The organism is Burkholderia crassaminum, assembly GCF_964265005.1.
In the GTDB taxonomy this organism is placed as follows: domain Bacteria; phylum Pseudomonadota; class Gammaproteobacteria; order Burkholderiales; family Burkholderiaceae; genus Burkholderia.
On sequence record NZ_OZ183800.1, the window covers coordinates 2,834,048 to 2,858,862 of the forward strand.

Annotated in this window: 24 protein-coding genes; 14 read left to right on the plus strand and 10 right to left on the minus strand. The window is 68.3% G+C overall.

Annotated features, from left to right (window positions below; genetic code table 11):
• The first annotated feature begins 279 nt into the window (after positions 1 to 279).
• Genes ACPTTF_RS29730 through ACPTTF_RS29745 form a run of 4 tightly spaced genes read left to right on the plus strand, consistent with a single transcriptional unit; the run spans position 280 to position 3,898 of the window.
• On the plus strand, positions 280 to 1,302 hold the full coding sequence (locus tag ACPTTF_RS29730; RefSeq protein WP_423369310.1) for a LysR substrate-binding domain-containing protein: 1,023 nt from the start codon (positions 280 to 282) through the stop codon (positions 1,300 to 1,302).
• A complete protein-coding gene (locus ACPTTF_RS29735; protein ID WP_423369311.1) occupies positions 1,299 to 2,732 on the plus strand; it encodes an NAD(P)-binding domain-containing protein in 1,434 nt (477 codons plus the stop codon). The genes ACPTTF_RS29730 and ACPTTF_RS29735 overlap by 4 nt, the downstream gene beginning before the upstream one ends.
• Before the next feature lie 45 nt (positions 2,733 to 2,777).
• A complete protein-coding gene (locus ACPTTF_RS29740) occupies positions 2,778 to 3,308 on the plus strand; it encodes a CMD domain-containing protein (RefSeq protein ID WP_423369312.1) in 531 nt (176 codons plus the stop codon).
• Positions 3,305 to 3,898 (plus strand): peroxidase-related enzyme, encoded by a 594-nt coding sequence (locus ACPTTF_RS29745; RefSeq protein ID WP_423369313.1) that lies wholly within the window; start codon positions 3,305 to 3,307, stop codon positions 3,896 to 3,898. Before ACPTTF_RS29740 ends, ACPTTF_RS29745 begins: the two co-directional genes overlap by 4 nt.
• 150 nt (positions 3,899 to 4,048) lie before the next feature.
• Here the strand turns inward: ACPTTF_RS29745 and ACPTTF_RS29750 are convergent, their stop codons facing one another.
• Positions 4,049 to 4,900 (minus strand): NmrA family NAD(P)-binding protein, encoded by an 852-nt coding sequence (locus tag ACPTTF_RS29750; RefSeq protein ID WP_423369314.1) that lies wholly within the window; start codon positions 4,898 to 4,900, stop codon positions 4,049 to 4,051.
• A gap of 146 nt (positions 4,901 to 5,046) precedes the next feature.
• On the opposite strand from ACPTTF_RS29750, the gene ACPTTF_RS29755 reads away from it, so the two are divergent.
• Complete coding sequence (locus ACPTTF_RS29755) at positions 5,047 to 5,970, plus strand: LysR family transcriptional regulator (RefSeq protein WP_166954701.1); 924 nt, start codon at positions 5,047 to 5,049, stop codon at positions 5,968 to 5,970.
• A 72-nt stretch (positions 5,971 to 6,042) separates the two neighbouring features.
• Here ACPTTF_RS29755 and ACPTTF_RS29760 read toward each other — a convergent pair whose 3' ends face one another.
• On the minus strand, positions 6,043 to 6,474 hold the full coding sequence (locus tag ACPTTF_RS29760) for an Lrp/AsnC family transcriptional regulator (RefSeq protein WP_006479718.1): 432 nt from the start codon (positions 6,472 to 6,474) through the stop codon (positions 6,043 to 6,045).
• Positions 6,475 to 6,768: 294 nt separating this feature from the next.
• Between ACPTTF_RS29760 and ACPTTF_RS29765 the strand changes: the two genes are divergently transcribed.
• Positions 6,769 to 7,848, plus strand: coding sequence for an ornithine cyclodeaminase (locus ACPTTF_RS29765; protein ID WP_282507693.1), 1,080 nt, complete (start codon positions 6,769 to 6,771; stop codon positions 7,846 to 7,848).
• A gap of 58 nt (positions 7,849 to 7,906) precedes the next feature.
• Positions 7,907 to 8,908 carry a citrulline utilization hydrolase CtlX gene (gene ctlX / locus ACPTTF_RS29770; RefSeq protein ID WP_423369315.1) on the plus strand — a complete coding sequence of 334 codons (1,002 nt, stop codon included), beginning with the start codon at positions 7,907 to 7,909 and terminating at the stop codon, positions 8,906 to 8,908.
• Positions 8,909 to 9,067: 159 nt separating this feature from the next.
• Here the strand turns inward: ctlX and ACPTTF_RS29775 are convergent, their stop codons facing one another.
• The 4 genes from ACPTTF_RS29775 to ACPTTF_RS29790 form a co-directional block, all read right to left on the minus strand.
• Positions 9,068 to 11,869 (minus strand): Hsp70 family protein, encoded by a 2,802-nt coding sequence (locus ACPTTF_RS29775; protein WP_423369316.1) that lies wholly within the window; start codon positions 11,867 to 11,869, stop codon positions 9,068 to 9,070.
• Between the two features lie 5 nt (positions 11,870 to 11,874).
• A complete protein-coding gene (locus ACPTTF_RS29780) occupies positions 11,875 to 13,716 on the minus strand; it encodes an Hsp70 family protein (protein WP_166954709.1) in 1,842 nt (613 codons plus the stop codon).
• Positions 13,713 to 14,303 carry a DUF2760 domain-containing protein gene (locus ACPTTF_RS29785; RefSeq protein WP_322082299.1) on the minus strand — a complete coding sequence of 197 codons (591 nt, stop codon included), beginning with the start codon at positions 14,301 to 14,303 and terminating at the stop codon, positions 13,713 to 13,715. Before ACPTTF_RS29785 ends, ACPTTF_RS29780 begins: the two co-directional genes overlap by 4 nt.
• A 250-nt stretch (positions 14,304 to 14,553) precedes the next feature.
• Complete coding sequence (locus ACPTTF_RS29790) at positions 14,554 to 14,994, minus strand: Rrf2 family transcriptional regulator (RefSeq protein WP_059556170.1); 441 nt, start codon at positions 14,992 to 14,994, stop codon at positions 14,554 to 14,556.
• 141 nt (positions 14,995 to 15,135) lie between these two features.
• Here ACPTTF_RS29790 and ACPTTF_RS29795 point away from each other — a divergent pair, with 141 nt between their 5' ends.
• Positions 15,136 to 16,050, plus strand: coding sequence for an NAD(P)/FAD-dependent oxidoreductase (locus ACPTTF_RS29795; RefSeq protein ID WP_423369317.1), 915 nt, complete (start codon positions 15,136 to 15,138; stop codon positions 16,048 to 16,050).
• Positions 16,051 to 16,078: 28 nt separating this feature from the next.
• Here the strand turns inward: ACPTTF_RS29795 and ACPTTF_RS29800 are convergent, their stop codons facing one another.
• Complete coding sequence (locus ACPTTF_RS29800; protein ID WP_423369318.1) at positions 16,079 to 16,933, minus strand: hypothetical protein; 855 nt, start codon at positions 16,931 to 16,933, stop codon at positions 16,079 to 16,081.
• Positions 16,934 to 17,165: 232 nt separating this feature from the next.
• On the opposite strand from ACPTTF_RS29800, the gene ACPTTF_RS29805 reads away from it, so the two are divergent.
• From ACPTTF_RS29805 to ACPTTF_RS29820, 4 genes are all read left to right on the plus strand, one after another.
• Entirely contained in the window at positions 17,166 to 18,092 is a 927-nt protein-coding gene (locus ACPTTF_RS29805) for a LysR substrate-binding domain-containing protein (RefSeq protein ID WP_423369319.1), read from the plus strand.
• Positions 18,093 to 18,229: 137 nt separating this feature from the next.
• Positions 18,230 to 19,360 carry a DSD1 family PLP-dependent enzyme gene (locus ACPTTF_RS29810; protein ID WP_423369320.1) on the plus strand — a complete coding sequence of 377 codons (1,131 nt, stop codon included), beginning with the start codon at positions 18,230 to 18,232 and terminating at the stop codon, positions 19,358 to 19,360.
• Positions 19,361 to 19,469: 109 nt separating this feature from the next.
• Complete coding sequence (locus tag ACPTTF_RS29815) at positions 19,470 to 20,441, plus strand: ornithine cyclodeaminase family protein (protein ID WP_423369321.1); 972 nt, start codon at positions 19,470 to 19,472, stop codon at positions 20,439 to 20,441.
• A gap of 22 nt (positions 20,442 to 20,463) precedes the next feature.
• Complete coding sequence (locus ACPTTF_RS29820) at positions 20,464 to 21,192, plus strand: HAD family hydrolase (RefSeq protein ID WP_423369322.1); 729 nt, start codon at positions 20,464 to 20,466, stop codon at positions 21,190 to 21,192.
• A 127-nt stretch (positions 21,193 to 21,319) separates the two neighbouring features.
• Here ACPTTF_RS29820 and ACPTTF_RS29825 read toward each other — a convergent pair whose 3' ends face one another.
• Positions 21,320 to 21,937, minus strand: a complete 618-nt coding sequence (locus ACPTTF_RS29825) for a glutathione S-transferase family protein (RefSeq protein WP_166954725.1) — start codon at positions 21,935 to 21,937, stop codon at positions 21,320 to 21,322.
• 88 nt (positions 21,938 to 22,025) lie between these two features.
• Positions 22,026 to 22,394, minus strand: a complete 369-nt coding sequence (locus ACPTTF_RS29830; RefSeq protein WP_423369323.1) for a hypothetical protein — start codon at positions 22,392 to 22,394, stop codon at positions 22,026 to 22,028.
• A gap of 81 nt (positions 22,395 to 22,475) precedes the next feature.
• On the opposite strand from ACPTTF_RS29830, the gene ACPTTF_RS29835 reads away from it, so the two are divergent.
• A complete protein-coding gene (locus tag ACPTTF_RS29835; protein ID WP_423369324.1) occupies positions 22,476 to 22,943 on the plus strand; it encodes a MarR family winged helix-turn-helix transcriptional regulator in 468 nt (155 codons plus the stop codon).
• Positions 22,944 to 22,983: 40 nt separating this feature from the next.
• On the opposite strand, the gene ACPTTF_RS29840 is transcribed toward ACPTTF_RS29835, so the two are convergent.
• Complete coding sequence (locus tag ACPTTF_RS29840) at positions 22,984 to 23,766, minus strand: glucose 1-dehydrogenase (protein WP_423369908.1); 783 nt, start codon at positions 23,764 to 23,766, stop codon at positions 22,984 to 22,986.
• 136 nt (positions 23,767 to 23,902) lie between these two features.
• Here ACPTTF_RS29840 and ACPTTF_RS29845 point away from each other — a divergent pair, with 136 nt between their 5' ends.
• Positions 23,903 to 24,802: a LysR substrate-binding domain-containing protein gene (locus ACPTTF_RS29845; RefSeq protein WP_423369325.1), complete on the plus strand. Its 900-nt coding sequence runs from the start codon at positions 23,903 to 23,905 to the stop codon at positions 24,800 to 24,802.
• Positions 24,803 to 24,815: the final 13 nt, after the last annotated feature.

Genomic DNA, 24,815 nt, shown 5'->3' on the forward strand with positions numbered 1-24,815 from the left:
GCATCTATCGATATCGTGCGCGGCGCGGCGCGGATCGCGCCCGCGAACGGTCATCCGTTCGACTCGCGTTGCACGTTGCATCGGCATGTATCGCATCGCGTTGATTCGATTGGCGTTTCCTTCGCGTCGTCACGCTCAACCGATGCGCATGCCTGTGCAACCGGACGCGGCAGCAATCGCACGCTTCGCAGTTTTCGCGCTGTCGATAGCAAAAATCATTATATGAATCACGCATGCTCACACTTCTACAATGCGCAAATCGCATCATCGGAAGGTGTCATGGAGCTGCATCAACTCGAAGCCTTTTCCGCGGTCATGTCGGCCGGCAGCGTGACCGGCGCGGGCGAACTGCTCGGCCGCTCGCAGCCGGCCGTCACGCGGCAGATCCAGGAGCTCGAAGCCGATCTCGGCTACGCGCTGTTCGACCGGCACGGCCCGCGCGTCACGCCGACGCGGCGCGCGTTCCTGCTCTACGAGGAAGTCGAGCGCTCGCTGGTCGGCCTGCGCGCGATCGAGGCACGCGCACGGGCGCTCGGCGATGAAACCGCCGAACCCGTACGCATCGCGGCCACGCCCTCGCTCGCGGCGACGCTCGTGCCGGCCGCGCTCGCCGCGCTGCCCGACGGCGCGCAGGCGCCGCACTACCAGTTGCGCAGCGAATCGGCCGAGCATGTCGTGCACGAGGTGCTCGCCGGCACGGCCGATGTCGGTGTCGTCACGCTGCCGATGGCGCATGCGGGGCTCGACGTGCATTGGATCGCGCAGACACCGTGCGTCGCCGTGCTGCCCGCCGGCGACCCGCTCGCGGCACAGCCGCGCATCGCGCTGCGCGATCTCGCGCGCCGCCGCATCGTGACGGTCGCGAACCGGCACCGGCTGCGCCAGCGGATCGATGCGGCATTCGCGGCCGCGCGCGTCGACGCGCGCGTATTCATCGAAACCAATGCGTCGCTGAATGCGGTGATGGCCGCGCGCGCGGGCATCGGGATCGGCATCGTCGATCCGGCGACGGGCGTGGCGCTACCGGTGGACGGTGTCGTCGCACGTCCGCTCGACGTCGACATCCCGTTCGCGTTCGGCGTCGCGACGCCGGCCGGCAAGGCACGCACGGCGGCCGTCGATGCGCTGCTCGACGCGCTGCACCGCACGACACGCGCATTGCTCGACGACGTGATCTTTCATGATGCCGCCGCCCACGACGCGCTGCTGCGCGGCGACCGGTTGCGTGCCGGACGCCCGTCACGTCCTTCAAGCCCGCAACGCACGACACGGTCGCGCCGCACGCGCCCGGAGGCCGCATGACGACACCACTCGATGCACTCCGCGCACTCGAAGCCCGCCTCGCGCAAGACCTGCGCTGGCTCGACCTGCCCGCGCCGTCGTGGGTACCGCCGCGCGAGGCTGACGGCACACGCGTGCTCGACGTCGCGATCGTCGGCGGCGGCATGGCCGGGCTCGCGGCTTCCGCCGAACTGCGCCTTCTCGGCATCGACAACCAGTGCGTGATCGACCGCTCGCCGGCCGGATACGAAGGGCCGTGGGTCACGTTCGCGCGGATGGACACGCTGCGCTCGCCGAAGCAGCTCGCCGGCCCCTCGCTCGGCCTGCCCGCGCTGACGTTCCGCGCGTGGTTCGAAGCGCAGTACGGCCGCGACGCGTGGGACGCGCTCTACAAGATTCCGCGCACGCAATGGATGGACTACCTGCGCTGGTATCGGCGCGTGCTCGACCTGCAGGTGCGCAACGACACGGCGCTCGTCGCGCTGCGCCCGCGCGACGACGGGCTGCTCGCACTCGACGTGCGCGGCAACGGCGAAGCGCAGACGCTGCTCGCGCGTCACGTCGTGCTCGCGACCGGCCGTGACGGACTCGGCGGCCCTTATGTGCCACCCGTCGCGCACCGTGTGCCACGCGCGCGCTGGGCGCATTCGTCCGAGCCGATCGACTTCGCGGCGCTCGCGGGCAAGCGCGTCGGTGTAGTCGGCGCGGGCGCGTCCGCGTTCGACAACGCGGGCACCGCGCTCGAAGCCGGCGCCGCGCGCGTCGACCTGTTCTTCCGCCGCGCGGATATTCCGCGCATCAACAAGCTGACGGGCATCGGCAGCCCGGGCCTCGTGCACGGCTACGCCGATCTCGACGACGCGACGAAGTGGCGCTTCATGCACTACGCGCTGACGTCACAGACGCCGCCGCCCCGCGACAGCGTGCTGCGCGTATCGCGCCACGAACATGCGCATTTTCATGCGGGCAGCCCGATCGAGACGCTTGCCGAACACGCGGACGGCCTCGACGTCACGACACCGCGCGGGCGCTACACCATCGACTTCCTGATCTTCGCGACGGGCTTTCATTCAGACTGGACGACGCGTGCGGAATTCGCGTCGTTCGGCTCGCAAGTGCGGCGCTGGAAGGATCGCTATCGGCCGGCACCGGGCACGTGGCTCGACGAGCTCGCCGAGTCGCCCGATCTCGGCCCGGCGTTCGCGTTCCAGGAACGCGAGCCCGGTACATGCCCGGCCGTCACGCAAATCCATTGCTTCAACCATGCGGCGAGCCTGAGCCAGGGCAAGCTGTCCGGCGATATCCCGGCGATCAGCGCGGGTGCGAAACGGCTGGCGCGCGGCATCGCGAGCCGGCTGTTCGACGCCGACCGCGAGCGCCATTACGACGCGCTCGTCGCATACGCGAACGCCGAACTGCAAGGCGACGAATGGCACGACGCGGATGCATGAGCGAGTGTCCATCGAACACATTGACGACGAAGGGAACCCCAAACGATGACTGAATCCATCACACAGGCCGATGCGCGGGACACGATCGATGCGGTGGCCGGCCTGCGCGACGGCGACGCAGTCGCCGCACTGCGCCGCGCGCGCGAGAAGGTGCGGCTTCATACGCGGCTGAGCGAAGCTGCCCTGTTCGATCCCGCGCTGCCCGACCTTTCGTTGATCGAAAGACTGCACGCGGCTCGCTATGTCGCACACCAATCGAATGCGCCGGCATTGACCGAGACCTATCGCGCACGACTGATCGACGCAGGCGGCACGCTCGACGATATCGCACGCGCGGATGCCGATGCGTTCGACGCACTGCCTCGACGCATCGGCGCGATCCTCGCGCATGCACGCCTGCTGACGCGCTCCCCTGTCGATGCACGCCCGTCCGATCTCGACGCGCTGAAGACGGCCGGACTCACGACGCCCGCGATCGTCGCGCTGTCGCAGCTCGTTGCGTTCGTCGCGTACCAGTTGCGCGTCGCCGTCGCCGCGCAAGCGCTTCAGGCACGTGCCGCAGCGGAGGCCGCATGACGACGACCGCCCACGGCTTCACGTCCGACACGCTCGGCTGGCGCGCCTGGCTCGACACCGTTTCGCTCGATGCCGCGACGCCCGATCAGCTTGCCGTGCTCGAAGCGAGCCACCCGCACGCGAAGACGTCCGACTATTACCGGCTGCTCGTCCATCTCCCCAAGATCCTGCGGCAACGCTCGGGCGTATTCAACGCAATCATGTACGGCCCCGGCGGGCTGTCGCGCGCGGAACGCGAGCTGGCCAGCACGGCCGTGTCGCGCGTGAACGGCTGCGTGTATTGCGCGTCCGTGCATGCGCAGCGCTTCGCGCAGCTCGCGAAACGCACCGACGCGATCGAACAGGTATTCAACGATCCGGCGACGGCCGGCACGACAGCGCGCGAACGCGCGATCGTCCGCTACGCGATCGCGCTGACGGAGCGGCCCGATACCGTCGACGCGAGCGATATCGCCGCGCTGGAAGCCGAAGGGCTGACCCATGAAGACATTCTCGACCTGTCGCACGCGGTCGCGATCTTCGCGTGGGCAAACCGGTTGATGCTGACGCTGGGCGAGCCGGTGTTTCCGGAGCCGGCGATCGACGCCTGACACGGCAACGCACACCGGACGGCATAAGCTGCCCGGGTGTCGCCCGGCACATCGACCGTGCAATGCGTCGACGACGCCGCACGCGCGACCCCGACGTGCATCGCGCGTACTGCCGCGGCGGCGGCCGCACCTGCGCGGCGTCGGCTCCGCTCAGCGCCAGCTTTCGACGTGATCCGCAACGAACCGCTCGAACGCGATCGGCGCCCGGCCGAGCAGCGCCTGCACATCGGCGCTAACGGCTGCCGCCTGACCGGCCGCGATCATCCGGTTCAGGCTCATCAGCACATCGATCGACCACGCGTCGGCACCCGCGGCGCGCATGGAATCGATCGCCGCATCGTCCGGCACCGCCACATACGCGACCTTGCGACCGAGCGCCGCGCCGATCCGTGCGGCCACATCGGCGTTCGACAGTGCTGCGCCGCCCGTCAGCTCGTAGATCCTGCCGGCATGATCCGCCGGGTGCTGCAGGATCGTCGCATCGACGGCGGCGATGTCGCGCACATCGACGAACGACACCTTCGCGTCGCCCTGCGGCAGATACATCGCACCGTCGCGAATCATGCCTGCGTAGTACGTCACGAAGTTCTGCATGAAACAGTTGGGCCGCGTGATCGTGTATGCGATGCCCGACTCCATCACGAGCCGGTCGATCTCGCCTTGCACGCGCCCGATCTCGACCGGCGACGCGGCATCGGCACCCGCGCCCGACGAGCGAACGATATGCGAGACGCCGGCCGCCTTGGCCGCCGCGACCGCATTGCCGGCCAGCGTCACCATGTCGGCCTGCAACGGCAGCAACAGGAACAGCGTGTCGACGCCCTGGAACGCACGCGTCAGGCTCGCGACATCGGCAAGATCCGCGCGACGCGTTTCGACGCCGTCGACCGCCCTGCCGCTGTTCGAGCTGGCGATCACATGCGCGCCGGCCGCCGTCAGTTGCGCGACGAGTTCGCGCCCGATGTTCCCGGTCGCGCCGGTCACGAGAATGGTGTGGGACATGATGTGCCTCCTGATCGCAAATGGAATGCGCGCCGTATTGCCGGACCGCGGAACACGACACGACGGACCTCATCCTAGTCGCGCCCATTCATGCCGAATAGTCCATAATGCGTCGAATCAATTTCAACGCTTTCGATCGAATCGTCATGAACGATCTGCGTGTGCTGGAAAGCTTTCTCCGGACCGTGGAAGCCGGCAGCTTCTCCGCGGCGGCCAGCCGGCTGGGCGTCACGCCTGCAGCCGTCAGCAAGCACGTCGCGAAGCTGGAGCGCAGCCTCGGCACGCGGCTGTTCCGCCGCACGACGCGCAGCCTCACGCTGACGGAAGCCGGCGAAAGGCTGTACGCGGAAACGTCGGCGGCGGCCAACGCGTTGAGCCAGGCGATGGCAACCCTGACCGAGCGTGACGCGCGCCCCGCCGGCACGCTGCGCATCAGCGTCGCGCCGGGGTTCGGACGCCAGTACGTGTTGCCGCTGATGCCGGCGTTTCTCGAACGCTATCCGGACCTCCGGCTCGACTGGAGCCTCGAGAACCGCCACGTCGATCTGGTAAAGGAAGGTTTCGATGCCGCGATCGGCTCGGGCGTCGAGGACGACGCGAACGTCGTCGCGCGCGAGCTGGTGCCGATCCGGTTGCTGACGGTGGCTTCCCCCGCGTATCTGGCGAAGCACGGCGAACCGGCGACGCTCGCCGGGCTGGCGCGCCATGACTGCATCCGCTTGCGCTCCGCGACGACGGGTCGCGTGCGCGACTGGGCGTTCACGGTGAATGGTGAAACGGTGACCGTCCCGGTCGACGGACACATCGTGCTGACCGACCTGGATGCCATCTGCGATGCGGCCGTGGCAGGCATGGGGCTCGCGCGGCTCGGCGCGCATCATGTGCTGCCGTATCTCGACGAAGGCCGGCTCGTGCGCGTGCTCACGCGCTATCCGGCAACGGCCGGCACGATCTACGTGTACTACGCGCACGCGCGCCTCACACCGCCGAAGGTTCGCGCGTTCGTCGAGTTTCTGACGGAGTCGTTTTCGCGAAGCGACTGGCGGGCACGCATCGACACGTTCGGCTGACGGAAACCGGCCGGCATCGACCCGTCGCGCGCACTCGCTTCCTGCCCGGCCTCCCGTCGGGTGCCGCGCGCATCACGCCTTGTGCGTCGACAGCAGAATGCTCGTCTCGGTATTCGCGATCCCGTCGATCAACCGGATCGCGCCGAGCACGCGATCGAAGTGCTCGAGCGAATCGGCATGCAGCTCGGCGACGAGATCCCAGCGCCCGTTGGTGCTGTGGATCGAGGCGACGTTCGGATGCCCGCGCAGCACCTTCACAACTTCCGCGCCGCGATTGCCCTGCACGGCGATCGACATCAGCGCGCGGATCCGGTGGCGTTCCGCCGCCGGCTTGAGCCGCACCGTATAACCGACGATCACGCCGTTTTTCTCCAACCGCGTCAGCCGGTTCTGCACGGTCGCGCGCGCGACGCGCAGTTCCTTCGCCAGCGCGACGACGGGCAGTCGCGCGTTGTCGCGCAGCAGTGCGATGAGCTGCCGGTCGACGTCGTCGAGCGTGATCATGAACGGGCCTTCCTGTTGAGCGTGAGCCGGCCGCCAGCGTGCCGGAGACTGCGCATTCCGACCAGCACAATCGGACAAATTGCCGGAACTGGCTGGCAATTTGCCAAGTCTATCGATAAATCTGCCACTTTTGCTGTCTTTTTGTTGGCTCGACTCACGGAAATAATGACTCCATCGACCGGCAGAACACGCCGCGCCGCGCTTTTCAGGAAGCCCGAGGCCCGCGCCGATGCACCGCCCGGTCGACCAGAACGCCAGGACACCCGTACCGGCACTGAATATGGAGACAGACCGATGACCCGCTTCCTCGACGTTCCCGCCACCGCCCGACTGATCGCCAAGACCGGCGTCACGACGTTCCTGCGCGAACTCGTCGACACGCTGCGCGCCGATTACCTGCACTGGGCCGACTTCGACAAGTCGCCGCGCGTCGCGTGTCACTCGCGCGACGGCGTGATCGAACTGATGCCCGTCGCGAACGCGTCGCTGTTCGCGTTCAAGTACGTGAACGGCCACCCCGTCAATGCGGCGCGCGGGATGCACACGGTGATGGCGTTCGGCGCGCTCGCCGAAGTCGATACCGGCTACCCGCTGCTGCTCGCCGAACTTACGCTGACCACCGCGCTGCGCACGGCCGCCACGTCGGTGCTCGCCGCGCAGCTGCTCGCGCGGCCCGATTCGCGAAAGATGGCGCTGATCGGCAACGGCGCGCAGAGCGAATTCCAGGCGATCGCGTTCCACACGCTGCTCGGCATCGACGAAATCCGCGTGTTCGACGTCGATCCGCTCGCGACCGACAAGCTCGTGCAGAACCTCGCCGCTTATCCCGGGTTGCGCGTCGTGCGCGCCGCATCGACCGCCGACGCCGTACGCGGCGCCGACATCGTGACGACCGTCACCGCCGACAAGGCGTACGCGACGATCGTCACCGCCGACATGATCGAGCCCGGCATGCACCTGAACGCTGTGGGCGGCGATTGCCCGGGCAAGACCGAACTCGAAGCGGGCGTGCTGCATGCGGGCCGCGTGTTCGTCGAATTCGAGCCGCAGTCGCGCATCGAGGGCGAGATCCAGCAGATGCCGGCCGACTTCCCCGTCACCGAGCTGTGGCGCGTGCTGCAAGGCGAAACGACGGGCCGCGAACGCGCGGACGAAGTCACGGTGTTCGACTCGGTCGGCTTCGCGCTCGAGGATTACTCGGCGCTGCGCTACCTGTATGCGCTCGCGCAGCAGCACAACGCGGGCGTCGAGATCGCGCTGATTCCGCCGGCCGTCGACCCGAAGAACCTGTTCGCGCTGATCGACGACCCGGCCGCGATCGCCCAAGGTCACGCGGCGTTCGTGACCGAAGCCGTCGCCGCGTTCGCGCGCTGACCGTCATCCCCGGGCGGCCTTGCGCCGTCCGTTTTCCTGTCCTTCGCTCCTGCCTGTCATGAATCTCGTATCGATCCAGGCGCCGGCCGCCGTCGTGATGATCCGGCCGCACCGCTTCCTGCCGAACCCGCAGACCGCGGCCGACAACGCATTCCAGCGCACGGCCGGCGGCGGCGCGGGCGACACGCCCTCGGTATCCGAGGCCGCGCGCGACGAAGTCACGGCCGCCGCGCAGACGCTCGCCGATGCGGGCGTGCGCGTGCATGTATTCGACGATCACGGCGAGCGCGACACGCCCGACTCCGTGTTCCCGAACAACTGGTTCTCGACGCACCCGGGCGGCCATATCGCGCTGTATCCGATGGTTAGCGCAAACCGCCGTCGCGAACGGCGCGCGGACGTGATCGAGATGCTGAAGGCCGAGTACCGCGTGCAGGACGTGATCGACTACTCGGGCCTCGAATACGACGACGTGTTCCTCGAAGGCACCGGCGCGATGGTGCTCGACCACGTCGCGCGAATCGCGTACACCGCGCGCTCGCGCCGTGCCGATCCGGTCGCGCTCGAACGCTTCTGCACGCACTTCAATTTCGAGCCGATCTGCTTCGATACGGCCGATGCCGACGGGCGCCCGATCTATCACACGAACGTGATGATGAGCGTCGCGACCGAGTTCGCGATGGTCGGCCTCGAACTCATCGCCGACAGCCGGCGCCGTGGCGAGATCGCGCAACGGCTGGCCGAAACGGGGCGCACGGTGATCGCGCTCGATGCATCGCAGATCGCGAATTTCGCGGGCAATACGCTGGAATTGTCGGGCAAGGATGGGCGTGTGCTTGCGCTGTCGAGACGCGCGTACGACTGCCTCACGCCGGTGCAGCGCGCGACGATCGAGCGTTCCGCACGCCTGCTGCCGCTCGACGTGCCGACGATCGAGCTGGCCGGTGGATCGGTGCGCTGCATGCTCGCGGGGATTCATCTTGCGCGGCGAGCCACCGCGCCGGACACGATCGCCGTGACGGCGGCAGATTTGCCGCGCGAGGCGGCGCCGCTCGTCTGACGGACCGGCTCGAAAACACGAACGGCTGCCGATGCGATGCAACGGCAGCCGTTTTCGTATTCGAAGCGCATTGACGCATCGGCTGAAGCCAGCCTGCGCCAACCATCCCGTGGAATGCTTCGGCTTGCGAACGAAACCGGCGCATCCGTGGCACTTCCCTCACCCCGCCAGCAGCTTCAACCCGGCCGGCAGCGTCTCGCCGAACACGCGCACCGTGTCGGCTTCGTCGAACGCGATTGCCTCGCGCACCATGTCGATCCACGCGGCCGACGCATTCGCGGCCGACAAGCGCTTGATCACGGCCTCGCGCGTATCGTCCGGCAAATCGCGCGAACGGTCTCCGGTCATCCGCGCGATCTGCGCGGCCGCGAACGCGGCCGGCTCGACCTGCTTCCAGTCGAGCGCGAACAGCGCATCGAGCCAGCCATGGGCGACGTCCGCCGGCACGACGCTGTGCGCACTGCCGTAAAACGGCCGGCGCGCGCCGATGCGCCCGAGTGCCCATGCGCACAGCGCCCGCTCGGCAGGCTTCTGCAGTTGCGCGATGAGGCGCCCGGCCAGTTCGACCTTGCGCTCGACCGGCAACCGTTCGAGCGACGCGGATAGCCGCGTCATGTCGGCCGGGCCGACCTTGCCCGGATCGAACGGCAACTTGCGCCGCTTGTCGTCGGACGGTTCGAGGAACGCGATCGCGTCGCGCACCTGCGTCTGCGCATCGTCGTCGAGGCCGCCGGCCACGCGCCGCCACAGCGTCCACCACTCGGACCATACCTGGCCGTCGGTCACGTACTGGATCCCGTCGTCGAACAGCGGCCACAGCTGCTCGATGCGCCATGCATCGAGCGGATGACCGAAACCCGGACGCAGGCAATAGCCGGCGAGGTTCAGCCACGCGCGCTCGTGATCGGCCGAACGTCGGCGGCGACGTGCGCGTGCGAGCAGCGCATCGAACAGTTCTCGCGCGAGCGCAACGTCCCACGCTTCACGCGCGCCGAGCAGCTGCTCGAGTTGCGCGCGCAGCCGGCGCGTGTCTTTCGGCGTGACATCCGCGGCCTTGCTGCCGAACGAGCGCTCGATCAGCTCGATCGCCTGGTCGAGCCGCGGATGCCGCGCGGGCCCCGCATCCTCGCCGTGAACCGGCGAATCGCCGCGTAACTGGAATTCGAGCCGCCAGCGGCGCGCTGCATCGTCGGTCGCGATACAGTGCATTTCAAGCGTGCCGACCTCGGTCAGCGACGCAGTGAGCTTCACGGGCGTTTCGCGCGCATCGCTGCCTGCCTGCCGGTCGACGACCGTCGCGATCGGCGGCAGCCGCACGAAATCGCCACCGTCGAGATCGACGAGATCGCCGGGTTGATACTGGGTCTCGGCCACCGTCGACACGAGGTGAAAACGCACCGGCTGCCCGAGCTGCAATGCGAACGTGCGATCGTCGAGCCGGATCTCGCGGCCCTCTTCCGCGCCGCGCGGCAGCAGGCAGACGCCACGCGCGGCGGAATCGGCCGCGCCGTCGTCGAGCACGAGGAAATAGCTGCGCGCGGACCCGCCGCCGATGCGCGGCGCATGCCCGGCACGCGCGAGCCCGTACGCAACCGCGCCACGTGCGACGGCCACGTCCGGATGCGCGTTGTGCAGCACGTCGAGCGGTGCACCGCGCCACGCGCCGAGCGTCTGCGCGAGACGGCCGGCGAGCGCACCCGCGCGGAACACGCCGCCGTTGAGCAGCAGCGTGTCGGGCAGCGGGCCTTCCGCATGACGGTTCAGGAACGCGGCGACGTGCCGTGTGACGGCCGCGTCGCTCGCATACGGCAGCCCGAATTCGACGATCGCGGCGCGCGCACGGCGCGGCAACTCGCCCGCTTCGACCTGCGGAAAGAAACCTTCGACGACGATCTGCTCGACTTCCTGCCGCGTCAGCTCGGCCGAGCGTGCGCCGCCGACGAGCTTGCTGCCCGCGCCGAGCAGCGTGACGGTGACCGACGCCGGCGCATCGTCGCCGAGCAGCCGCTCCTTCGCCGCGCGGCAACGCTCGACGAGCTGCGACAGGCTCGCGGCCGACAGCCGCGTGCCGGGCTCGGTCAGCCGCGTCTCGACCAGGCGCGCGAGCGCGAGGTCCATGTTGTCGCCGCCGAGCATCAGGTGATTGCCGACGCCGACGCGCGTGAAGGCCGGCTCGCCGTCGTCGCCCGGCGCGACATCGACGAGCGTGAGGTCGGTCGTGCCGCCGCCGACGTCGCAGATCAGCACGCGCCGCGCGGCGGCAAACGTATCGCGCAGCGTGTCGCGCTGGCCGTACAACCAGTCGTAGAACGCGGCCTGCGGCTCTTCCAGCAGCCGCAGCGCGGGCAGCTTCGCGCGTCGCGCTGCCTCGACGGTCAGTGCGCGCGCGCCGTCGTCGAACGACGCGGGCACCGTCAGGATCACGTCCTGCTTCGCGAGCGGCGCATCGGGAAAATGGGCGTCCCACGCGTCGCGCACGTGCGCGAGATAGCTCGCGCTCGCGTCGACCGGCGACACCTTGTCGACGCCGTCGGCCGCGCCCCACGGCAGGATCGCCGCGAGCCGGTCGACCGCTGCGTGCGACAGCCAGCTCTTCGCGCTCGTGACGAGCCGGCCCGGCACCTGCGCGCCTAGCGTGCGCGCATAGCGGCCGATCACGGGCGGCAACGTGTCACCAGCGCCGCTGTCGCGACCGACTGCCCCGCCGTCACGGCCGCCGCCCGAACGGGTGGCCGCGTCGCGCGCGCCGGCCGCGTGCCACGGCAACCTCAACGCGTCCGCCGCGAGCTCACCGGCCGCCGGGTGATAGCGCACCGACGGCAGCAGCGGCTGCGCGGCCACCGCGCCGGGGCCGACCAGCTGCTCGACGTCGAACACGCGGATCGCGTCGGAACCGGCCTCGACGTATGCGACGACCGTATTGCTCGTGCCGAGGTCGATCCCGACCGTATAGCGCTTCATCGTGCTCAGGCGGCGCCGCGCACGTCGAACTCGACCTTCCAGCGCTCGTTCGTGCCGCTCGGGATCGCCTCGAGTTCGAGCGTGCCGGCTTCGGTCACGCGCGCATGCAGCTTCACCGGCACGACTTCGCCGACCGTGCGCCCTTCGGCGGGCAGCGTCGCCTGGATTTCTTCAAGCTCCTGCAGCTCTTCCGCCGACCAGTAGTCGAGTAGCGTGCCGACCTGGTCCTGGCGGCGCACCGACGAACCGAAGAAGCGGAACTGCACCGGTTCGCCGACGACGAGGCCGAACTCCTGCGGCGGCAGCGCCGCGTCCGAGCCTTCCTCCATCCCGAACGGCGCGACGCACAGCGCCTGCACCGGCGGTTCGAGACCCGGCACCGCGGGCATCGCCGATTCGATCGCGACGTAGTACGCACGCGCCGTGCCGCCGCGAATGCGCACGCCACGGCCGCGCTTCACGTAGCCGTAATACGCCGCGCCGCGCGCGACCGCGAGATCGAGATCCGCGCCTTCGAGCAGGCGTGCGGGCGGCGCGCCTTCGGCGGCGAGCCAGCTGTTGAGCGTGTCGAGCACGCGCTGCGTGAGCAGCGTCGACTTGAACACGCCGCCGTTGAACAGCACGGCGGTCGGGTGCAGGAACGTCGCGCCCTGCGGCAGCGTGCGCTGCACGCCTTCGAGCGAGTCGAGCGCCGCGACCTGGCGGCCGAGGAACGCCGCGAGATGGCGCGTGATGCCCGCGTCCTGCGCATACGGCAGGCCGAGCTGCGTCAGGCCGACCCGTGCGCGGCTCACCGGGCGCGCGGCGGCGTCGACCTGCGGGAAGAAGCCTTCGAGGATCGTCTGCGTGAGTTCCGCGCGGGTGAGCTCCGTGCGGATCGACCCGCCGATCAGCTTCGAGCCGCGACTCGGCACGACGAGCGGCACCGCGTCGGTCGACGGATCGGACAGCAGCGTTTCCTTCGCGGAGCGGCACGCGTACGTCAGCGCCCGCAGTTGCCACGGATCGGCCTGCGTGCCCTGCTGCGCAAGCTTGCGCGCGACCACGTGCGCGAGCGCGAGGTCCATGTTGTCGCCGCCGAGCAGGATGTGCTCGCCGACCGCCACTCGATGCAGCTCGAGATTGCCGTCACGCTCGACCACCGCGATCAGCGACAGGTCGGTCGTGCCGCCACCGACGTCGACGCACAGGATCAGGTCGCCGACCTGCACCTGCTTGCGCCAGCCGCCCTGGCTCTTCTGGATCCAGCTGTACAGCGCGGCCTGCGGCTCTTCCAGCAGCGTCATCCGCGAATAGCCGGCGGCGCGTGCGGCCTCGGCCGTCAGCTCGCGCGCGGCCGGGTCGAACGACGCGGGAATCGTGACCGTCACGTCCTGGTCGGCGAACGGCGCGTCGGGATGCGCGTGGTCCCACGCTTCGCGCAGGTGCGACAGGTAGCGGATCGAGCTTTCCAGCGGCGACACGCGCGACACTTCCGGCGGCGCGTCGCTCGGCAGGATCGCCGCGCGGCGGTCGACGCCGGGGTGGCACAGCCAGCTCTTCGCGCTCGACACGAGGCGGATCGGCGTGCCGGCGCCGCGCGTGCGCGCCATCTCGCCGACCGCGAAGGCGCGCGAGGCCGTCCACGGCAGCGTCAGGTCGCCCTGCGTCAGTTCGCTTTCATGCGGCAGGTAGAGGAACGACGGCAGCAGGTCGCGCGACTCCAGCGCGCCGGGCGCTGTGAGCTGCGCGATCGGCAGCACCTGCTGCGTGATGGTTTCGCCGTCGCTCGCGGCGCTGTCGACATACGACAGCGCGCAGTGGGTCGTACCGAGATCGATACCGATCGAATAGCGCGGATCGCTCACAGTTCCACCTCCGCCGGTGCGACGACCGAGGCGTCGTGGCTGCCCGTCAGCTTCGGCAGGCGCACGTCGGCCACGCGCCAGCCGCGATGGCTGACCGTGCCCGTGAACGGCGCCGAGCCGACCACGTTGCCCGTCACGCGCACGGCCGTCGCGTCGAAGCCGGCCGGCAGCGTCACGCGGCTGCCTTCGGCTTCGTCGCGCACCGGCACGATCGTGAAGTGTTCGCGCAGCGCGGCACGGCAGCCGTCGTGCACGAGGCGCGCGGCCGCACCGATATCGGCGTCCGCGTAGCCGGCGATGTCTTCCTCGACGAAATCGATGAAGCGCGCATCGCGCTGCAGCAGGCCGAGCAGTTGCAGCGCGGCTTGCGGGCTCGCTTCGCGCAGCTCGGGCGCCGGCGCCTTCACGGGCGCGGGTGCCGGTGCAACGGGTGCGGCAGCCGGGGCCGGGGTCGGCACGACCGGGGCCGGGGCGCCATCGCGCACGCGCAGCACGCCGGCCGCGAACTCGCGGTTGCCGAGCACGGAGAAAAACGTGCCGACGGCCAGCGACAGCCGGCCGAAGAAGGACAGGTTGGATTCGGGCATGGGGTCTGGACTCCTGTGGGCTCGCGACATGGCGAGCGATCTTGCCTGGGCGCCCGGCGGCGGCGTGCGGATTGCGCACTGGCGCCGCCCGGCGCGTGATTCGGTCGCGCCCTCGCGGGTGCGGAAAACCCGTATTTTGCCCTGTGGCGGGCGAACCGGGCAGAAGTTGGGGGACAGAACATCGCGGCGCGACGGTTTCGGCCGCGCCGGCACGCACGGCGGCCGCGCCCGGCCGCGATGCTGCAGCGCGTCAGCGCGGCTTGCGCCGCCGGGCCGCCTTCGCTTCGAAATCGCGCGACAGCATGCCGAGCGTGACTTCGCCGAAGCGTGCGAGCAGCGTCGTCTCGGCCTCCTTCAGCGTGGCCGACAGGTGCGCGTTGACGGCCTGCTCGACCAAACATTCGGCCTCGTCGTCGGTGACGAGATCGGAGAACAGCGGCGGCTCGCCCACCGCGCCGTAGACGTCGAGCAGCGTGATGTCGTCGAGCGCGACGCTCAGCACCCACCCGCCGCCATGCCCCTTCTCCGACTGCACGTAGCCGTGGTCGCGCAAACCGCCGAGCAGGCGTCGCACGACCACCGGGTTCGTGCCCAGCATCGTCGCGATCGTCTCCGAGGTCAGCGGGCCGTCGGCCTGGTCCATGTGGATCAGCACGTGCAGCATGCGCGACAAACGGCTATCGGTTCTCACGGGCGGCGCCCCTCTCTCTCGAAACTTTTGAAGTTGCGTGAATGATACCATCGCCCTATCATGCAACTTCTCGTGTTTCATGAGTTGGCCGCCATCGGAACACGTCCGTCATTCACGCAGGTTCAGGAAAGGAGCAGGTGCATGCATGACCATCATGAAGTGATCGTGATCGGCGGCAGCTTTGCGGGGCTGTCGGCCGCGATGCAGCTTGCGCGGGCGCGCCGCCGCGTGCTCGTGATCGACGCCGGCCGGCCGCGCAACCGCTTTGCCGCGCACGCGCACGGCTTCTTCGGGCAGGACGGCAAGCCGCCCGCGCAGATCGTCGAGGAAGCCGCCGCGCAACTCGCCGCGTATCCGACCGTGCAGCGGATCGAAGGCGACGTGCGCACGGCCGAGCGCGATGCCGACGGGCGCTTTCACGTGACGCTCGCCGACGGTAGCCGCGCGAGCGCCGACCGGCTGATTCTCGCGACCGGCATCCGCGACGAACTGCCCGCGCTGCCGGGGCTTGCGGAACGCTGGGGCGTCAGCGTGCTGCATTGTCCGTATTGCCATGGGTACGAGGTGAGCGGTCAGCGGCTCGGCGTGCTCGCCACACATCCGCTGTCCGTGCACCAGGCGATCCTGATTCCGGACTGGGGCCCGACGACGTGGTTCACGCAGGGCGTGGTCGAGGCGAATCAGGAAGAAGCCGCGTTGCTCGATGCGCGTGGCGTACGCATCGAGCGCTCGCCGGTCGTTGAGATCCTCGGCGACGCGCCGCGGATCGAAGCGTTGCGGCTCGCCGACGGGCAGGTCGTGCCGATCGATGCGCTGTTCGTCGGCGCGCGTACGGTCATGGCGAGCGATCTCGCGCAGCAGCTCGGCTGTGCGTTCGAGGACGGGCCGCTCGGCGCGGTCGTTCGCGTCGACGCGGGGAAAGAGACGAGCGTCGCCGGCGTGTTCGTGGCCGGCGACGCGTCGACGCCGATGACCAACGCGACGTTCGCGTCGGCGTCAGGCGTGATGGCCGGGGTCGCCGCGCATCGGTCGCTGATTTTCGGGTTGCACGCGTGACCCGGGGGTGCTGCCGGCGATCAGGCGATCAGGACTTCGCGATGGTCTCGAGCATGTGACGCGCGTCGTTGATCAGTACACCGAAGTCGACCGTATCCGGCGCGGTTTCGACGCCGGTGATCACTGCCGTGATCACCGCCTTCGACCCGTTGTGGTACGGATACACCTGCGTGACATACGTCATGTCGCGGCCATGCAGCGTGGACACGAAGTAGCTGCTGTAGATCTTCCCCGTCACCGGGTCGGCCCAGCCCTGTCGCGCGGTCATCGGGCGCGCGAGACGCATGAAGTTCGCGGTCACCGATTCCGAGTTGTACGGCGAATCCACCTCGAAGCGGTAAACGATCTGCAGCGAAGTCAATTGCGTGCGCAGGTCCGCGTCGTTGAAGTTCGGCACCGGGAACTTGCCGATCAGTCCCTGCTGGTAGGCATTGCGGGTCATCGGCTGAAACCCGACCTGATACCCCTTCGGCGATTCCTGCACGTTGAAGTTGACGTCGTACTTCACCCCCGAACCGGCGACGCCGTTGTCCGTACGCGCATGCACGACGAACGAGCCTGGCGTCAGGTTCTCGAAGCGAAGCCGGTAGTATTGCGCGTTCGCGATGACCTGCACGCTACGGCTGTCGTAACCGACGTCGCGCACGATGACCGTCGAATACGGCGCAACCTTGCGCGGCTGGATGCCGGGATCGTTCGGAATCTTCAGGACGACCGGCTTCTGGCTCGACACGTCGGTCCGGCCCGCGTCGGACGTCAGGGCGCCCATGATCCCCTGGCCAGCCTGCTGAAGCGGATTCGTCGCGCCGCACGCGGCGAGCGAAGCAGCTGCGACGACGATGGCGAGACGGCCTGCCAAGGGACGGGTAAAGACGGACTTCATAAGGTGAGACGCTCCATTGTTTTCGTTGGAATAGGTCGCAGCCTTCCGCGGCACGCACCGTGCTGGTCTGGGCACGATGCACAAAAGGCCGGACATCGCCTCTATATCGGCTCGGTGCGACGATTCTTTAAACCGTCGACATCGGGAGCGCCGCCGCGCTCCGCCGCCTCGATGGCTACCACGCGTGATATGCGGTTTAATGCCCTGCATCATCAGCATTAAGAGACATGAAATGCTCGACCTCGACGACCTACGACTCGTACGCGCGATCGGCACGTCACGCTCGCTGGCCGCGGCCGCCCGGCTGCTCGATCTCACGCCGCCCGCGGTCACGATTCGCCTGCAGCGGATGGAAACGCGATTGAACGCCAGGCTCGCCGTGCGGCAGCCGAAAGGGATCGCGTTGACCGACGAAGGGCAACGGCTGTACCAGGAGGCCGTCGACATTCTCGAGCGCGTGGAGGCGCTGCCGGTCAGCATTTCAGGCGACCACGGCGACGTGCGGGGCACGCTTCGCGTCGTCGCCCCGCTCGGCTTCGGACGAAAGTACGTCGCGCGGATCGTGCGCGACCTGCAACGCGCACACCCGAAACTCGACATCGCGCTCCACCTGTCGGACAGCCCGCTGACCAGCGCGTCGGGAGCCGACGTGGTCGTGCACGTCGGCAGCCTCAAGTCGTCGTCGTGGATCGGGTATCCGCTCGCGCCCAACGAGCGCTTTCTATGCGCGAGCCCTGCCTATGCCCGTCGCATCAAGGAATTGAACCATCCGTCCGACCTGGCCCGCTACGACTGCCTGTGCCTGCGCGAGAACGACGAGGACGTCCCGCGATGGCGCTTCTCGTCGGGCGGCGACGTCAAGGGCGAACCGCGCCGGTCCGCAGTGATCCGCGTCACCGGCGCGCTGTCCTCCAACGACGGTACCGTCATCACGGAATGGGCGCTGGCCGGGCTCGGGATCGTCGAGCGCTCCGAGTGGGACGTCGCACCGCTGCTGGCGAACGGCAGGCTCGTCCGGTTGCTGCCCGACTGGCACCTGCCGCCCGCGCCGGTGACGGCGCTGCTGCCGTCGCGCACCGGCCGCTCCGCGCGGCAGCGGGTGTTTCTCGAAGCCGCGACGCGGTTTCTCAGCCCGCCGCCGTGGCGCGGCAAGGCATGAGCCGCACCACGGCCCGTGCGGCCCGCGCGATCCGGTCGATTAAACCGTGTTTAATGCCGCATTAGCCATGCGTTAAACACGGAGCCCATCGACGCATCTACAGTGTTCGCACCGGCAACATTCCGAGGCAACGCACCGTGGACCTTCAAACCCTCAACACCCCGGCCGCCCTGATCGACGTCGGCCGCATGCGTCACAACATCGGCCGCATGCAGGCACATCTGGACGCGCTCGGCGTCAGGTTCCGGCCACACGTCAAGACCACCAAATGCACGCACGTCGTCGATGCCCAGGTCGCCGCAGGCGCGCAGGGCATCACGGTGTCGACGCTCAAGGAGGCCGAACAGTTTTTCGCGCACGGTATCCGCGACATCGTCTACGCGGTCGGCATGGTGCCCGCGAAGCTGGGCCAGGCGCTCGCGCTGCGCCGGCAGGGCTGCGACCTGAAGCTGGTCGCCGACAGCCTGCCCGCCGCGCACGCGATCGCCGAATTCGGGCGTGCGCATGGCGAGCGCTTCGAAGTGTGGATCGAGGTCGACGTCGACGGCCACCGCTCGGGGATTCCGCCCGACGCCGACCTGCTGATCGACGTGGGCCGCGCGCTGGTCGACGGCGGGCTGGTGCTCGGCGGGGTGCTGGCGCATGCGGGCTCCAGCTACGAATACAACACGCCCGAAGCGCTGGCGACCATCGCCGAACAAGAGCGCAACCGCACCGTGCGGGCGGCGGAACGCCTGCGCGCCGCCGGGCTGCCCTGCCCGGTCGTGAGTATCGGTTCGACCCCCACCGCCCTCGCGGCGCAACATCTCGACGGCGTCACCGAGGTGCGTGCCGGCGTGTACGTGATGTTCGACCTCGTGATGCACAACATCGGCGTGTGCGACCTGTCCGACATCGCGCTGTCGGTGCTGACCACCGTCATCGGGCACCAGGAAGAGAAAGGCTGGGCGATCGTCGACGCAGGCTGGATGGCGATGAGCCGCGACCGCGGCACGCAGCGTCAGGCGCGCGATTTCGGCTACGGGCAGGTCTGCACCGAACACGGCGATGTGCTCGGCGACTACGTGATGAGCGCCGCCAACCAGGAGCATGGAATCGTGTCGCACGCGGGCTCGCCCGACGCCGGCATCGCGCAACGGTTCCCGATCGGCACCCGCCTGCGCATCCTGCCGAATCACGCGTGCGCTACCGGTGCGCAACATCCCGAGTATCAGGCCATCGACGAAGACGGCCGCGCGCAGACGTGGCCGCGCTTCTACGGGTGGTGAGCACCGCCGCCCGCCTGCACCGTTCCGCCAATTAATTGACTATTTGTCCAAATATGGACAAAATTTAAATACCCTAGCTTTGCGTTGCGCCGAAAGCGCTTGCCCGAACATGCCGACAGACGCCCGACTCCTGCTTCTCGACCGCGATGCCGTCGAACCCGCCCTGGATGCCACTCAAGTGACGGCGGCGGTTCGCGAAGCCTTCGTGCTGCACAGTCAACGCGCCGGGCGCGTGTTCCCGGTGGTCCGCGAGAAACTGCACACCGGCGGCGTATTCGGCATCAAGTCGGGCGACGTCGCGCGCCAGGATCTGCTCGGTTTCAAGGCGGCCGGGTTCTGGCCCGGCAACCGGGGGCTCGGCGGCGAACCGCATCAGGCCACCGTCGCGCTGCTCGACCCGGCCACTGGCCGCCCGCTGTGCATCATGGACGGCAACGCGATCACCACCGCGCGAACCGGTGCCGCCGGCGGCCTCGGGCTGCAACTGCTCGCACGGCGCGACAGCACGCGAATCTGCGTATTCGGCACCGGCGTGCAGGCGCGCGTCCAGCTCGACTACGCGCTCGGGCTGCTGCCGCAACGGTGCACGGTGCAGTACGTGAACGTCAGCGGCAAGCCAGATCCGGAGTTCGAATCGGCGTTCCGGGAACGATGCACGATCGGCGTGGCGCGCGACCGGAACGACGCGGTGGCCGATAGCGACGTGGTCATCACGGCAACACCGGGCGGCGGCGCGCTATTCGATGCGGATGCGGTTCGGCCGGGCACCCACCTGACCTGCGTCGGTGCCGACACGGCCGGCAAGCGCGAGCTTCCGGCGGGCGTGCTGGAACGCGCGCGCATCGTCGTGGACGATCACGATCAGGCGCGCAGCATCGGCGAGTGCCAGTGGGCGCCGGATTTGCCACGCACTGAAATCGGTGACATCCTCGCCGGAACCGCGTCGGTCGACCGCGCGCCGCACGAGATCACCGTCTTCGACATGACCGGGCTGGCGCTTCAGGACCTGACCGTCGCCCGCTTCCTGTATCGACAGGCCCTCGAAAACGGCACCGGAATCTCCATTCCGTGGCCCTGGTAAACGAAACTCCCCGTCAATCGCCATGCGTCTCACCAAAGTTTCCGCCCTCTCGTTCGACCTGGACGACACCCTGTGGCCGTTCGGGCCGTCCGTCGTACGGGCCGAAGCGGCGCTTCGCGCGTGGCTGATCGAGCACGCGCCCGGTACCGCGAGCGTGCTGCCCACGCAGCAGGCACTGAGCGAGTTGCGTGAGGAATACGAACTATTGCGCCCCGATATCGCCGGCGATTTCCGCGCGATGAGAATCGGATCGATCAGGCTTGCGCTGGAGCGTGCGAACGAAGATGTCGCGCTCACCGAGCGTGCGTACGCAGCGTTCTTTGCCGCGCGCAACCGGGTCGAATTCTATGAAGATGCGTTGCCGGCGCTCGCGTGGTTGAGCGCGCGGTTCCCGTTGATCGCGGTGACCAACGGCAACGCGGATCTCCGGCTGACCGGCGGCGGTGAATTCTTTCGTGCGACGCTCAGCGCGCAAGCGTTCGGGGTCGCGAAGCCGGAGCCCGGGATATTCCATGCGGCGGCGGAAACGCTCGACGTGCATCCGTCGGAATTGCTGCATGTCGGGGACGACTATCACCTCGACATCGTCGGTGCGTTGAACGCGGGGCTGCAGGCAGCGTGGGTGGTTCGCGATACGCATCCGGAAATGGAGCGTGCGCAGCAGCAGGCCGCCACGCCCCACCTTACGCTCAGCGACCTGTCGATGCTGTGTCGCGCGCTCGGCGGGCCTGACGACGTAGCGCGAGCGTGAGGGCCTGCGTGCGCCGCGTTCGCGACGCACGCTCCACCGCCATGAAATGCGGCTGACCGCCGCTCGCCGACTGCACAAACGGAGCGGCCGGCCAAGGCAAGGCGGCCCATGACCGACCGCCCGACATTCACGCCGCCTTGCGCGCCTCCGCGATCCGTTGCGGCGCCTTCGGCCGCGCATACAACCGTTCGAGGTACGCACGCAACTGCGGGAACGATTCGATCAGGTTGCACTCGCCGGCCCAGTCGATCAGGTAAGCCGTCACGCAATCGGCCACCGTCAGCGTGTCGCCGACGATGAACTCGCGCCCTTCCAGATGCTTGTCCAGAATCGCGGCCATCGTCCTGAAATCCTCGCGCGCCAGTTCGATGTCGGCCGGCGAGCGCTTCTCCGGCGGATAGAGGAACGAATGCCGCGTGATCCGCCACAGCGGCTGCTCGAGCTCCGTCACCGCGAACATCACCCACCGATAGGCTTCCGCGCGCAGCGCCGGATCGACCGGCAGCAGCGCCTTTTCCGGGTATTTGTCCGCGAGATACAGCACGATCGCCGCCGATTCGGGAATCACGAGGTCGCCGTCCACCAGCACGGGCACCTTGCCGGCCGGATTGAGGCGCAGGAATTCGGGCCGCTTGTGCTCGCCCTGGAGCAGGTTCACCGAGACGAACTCGAAATCGGCATCCAGCTCCTTCAGCCCCCACAGCGCGCGTTGCGAGCGGGTGCCGGCAAATCCGTAAAGCTTCATCGCCAGTCTCCATCCAGAATGTCGGAAAAATGTCCGCATGCCGGCCACGGCGCTTCGCCGATCCGCAACGCGTGGCCTCGCTCCGGGTTCACGCGCCGGGAATCGCCAGCACCGGCATCACGTCGATCGCCACGCCCGGGAACAGCGTGAAATGCGGATGGCCTTCGAACAGTGCGGCCGCCGCATCGTGCGAGTCGGCCCGCACGACGGTGAAGCCGCTCATCGCGTTCGCGGTATCCGTGACGCCGGCCGCATCGATGGTCTTCGTCTTGCCGAGCGGCCCGCCCATCTCGACGATTGCGTCGCGATGCCGGTCGACCCATGCATGCCATGCGGCGATGCCGTCGCGCTCGCGCGTGCGCCGCGCCTCTTCCGGCAGCGCCAGCCAGGCCTTCATGGCCGGGCTATCCTGGGTGCCGAGAAATACCGCGAGATACAACTGCTGTTGAGCACTCATGCTGTCTCCTCCGGTGACGGACACGACAGGCTGCCGCGCCTCGACCTTGACACGATAGGTTGATATCAACACAATTGCAACATGGCACGAAAAGAAAAGCTCCCTTTCGAAACGACGCTGATGGTGCGCGATTGCTGCCTGTGCCTGCACATGCAGCGCGCGGCGCGCAATCTTGCGCGGATCTTCGACGATGTGCTGCGCCCGCTGGATCTCACCAACGGCCAGTTTTCGCTGCTGATGTCGCTGAACCGGCCGCAGCCGGCGCCGATGAAATCGGTCGCATCGCTGCTCGCGATGGATCGCACCACGCTCACGGCCGCGCTCAAGCCGCTCGAGCGGCGCGGCCTCGTCACGATCGCGCAGGATCCGGACGACCGGCGCAGCCGCCTGCTCGAACTGACGCAGGCCGGCCACGACCTGCTGGCCGAGGCGTTTCCGCTGTGGCAGCAGACGCACGCCGAGATCGAACGGCCGTTCGCCCCGGGGGAAGTCGATCAGCTGCGCGGCCAGTTGCGCGCGCTGTCGCAGGAGCCGGCCGCACAGCGCTGAGCATCGGCTCGCACCGCTGCACCGATGCTCAGCCCAAGGTTCAGATCTGCGCGCGCCCGCCGTCGACGAACAACTCGACGCCGGTGATATAGCTCGCATCGTCGGAGGCCAGGAACGATACTGCCTTGGCGATCTCGTCCGGCTCGCCGACGCGCCCGAGCGGCGTCGTTTCGGCGACTTCCTTGCTGTACGCGTCGATCTGCTCGTCGCTCATCCCGAGTTCCGACTTGTAGCCCGGCGTGACGATGACGCCGGGCGACACGACGTTGACGCGGATCCCGCGCCCCTTGAGATCGGACGACCAGGTCCGCGCAAACGACCGCAGCGCCGCCTTCGTCGCGGCATAGATGCCGAACGCCGGAATGCCCTGCATGGCTGCGATCGATCCCGTCACCACGATCGCGCTTCCTGCCGGCATCAGCGGCAGTGCGCCCTGGACGGTCAGGAGCGTCCCTTTCGCGTTGATGCCGAAATATTTGTCGAACTGTGCTTCGGTAATGTCACCGAGCGGCGTGAACTCGCCGCCGCCTGCATTGGCAAACAGGATGTCGATCCTGCCGTGCGTCGCCGATATGCGGGCCATGACCCTCGCGACATCCTCCGCCGACGCGATGTCGCCCCGGATCGCCTGTGCGCCATGTCCGATCTCCCGAATGGCGTCGTCCAGCGCCGACTGGCGCCGCCCGGTCACGAATACCGTCGCGCCTTCGTGCGCCAGGCGCCTGGCCGTCGCGAGCCCGATACCCGTGCTGCCACCGGTGACCAGCGCCACCTTGCCGGCATGTTTCGTCGCGTGAATATTGATGTAAGGCGTGGTGTTCATTTTCAGGTACTCCTTCAAGGTCGTGGATCGCATGCTGAAGACTAATGAACACGAATCGACCATAAAAGGCGGCCCGGTGGATTCTTTATCCACGCCTGTGCACAATGACATGCAATGAACCTATTCGAGGTGGGCGATGGATCATCTGCAGGCTATCCGGATCTTCGCGCGGGTCGTCGAAACGGGCGGCTTCGGCCGCGCCGCGCTGTCGCTGGACATGCCGAACGCGACGGTCAGCAAGTGGGTCAAGTCGCTCGAAACCCATCTCGGCGTGAAGCTGCTGGAACGGAGCACCCGGAGCGTCAGCGTCACGACCGACGGCGCCGCGTACTACGAGCGCATCCGCCCGCTGCTGACGGAACTCGACGATATCGAGGCGACGCTCGGTCGCGCGCAGGCCAGCCCGCGCGGCACGCTTCGCATTGACGTGGGCGGGTCGACGGCCAGCGGCATCCTCGTTCCGAACCTCCCGGCATTCCGTGCGCGCTTTCCCGATATCCGGCTGCAACTCGGCGTCACCGACCGCACCGTCGATCTCATCGCCGAAAACATCGACTGCGGCATTCGCAGTTCGGCCGACGATCCCGCGCTGATCGCCCGGCAGATCGGCTCGCTCGCGTGGACGACCTGCGCGAGTCCCGACTATCTCGCGCGGCACGGTACGCCGGCGCACCCACACGACATCGTCGAGCGACACATGCCGGTTGTCGGTTATTTTTCCGCGAGCACGGGCGTCGTGCAGCCACTGCGGTTCCGTCGCGCGGACGAAACGATCGCGCTGGAACACCCGCGCAACGACTTGCTCGTCAGCGAAAGCAATGCCCACCTCGCGACCGCGCTGCATGGCCTCGGCATCGTGCATACGCTGAACTTCATGGTGCGGCCGTTCATCGAGCGCAAGCAGCTCGTGCCGATCCTCGCCGACTGGCGGCCCGATCCGATGCCCGTGTATGCCGTGTATCCACCCAGCCGACGGTACAGCACCAAGGTCAAGGTATTCGTCGACTGGGTGTCAACGCTCTTCGACCACGCCTGACACCGAGCGGCCG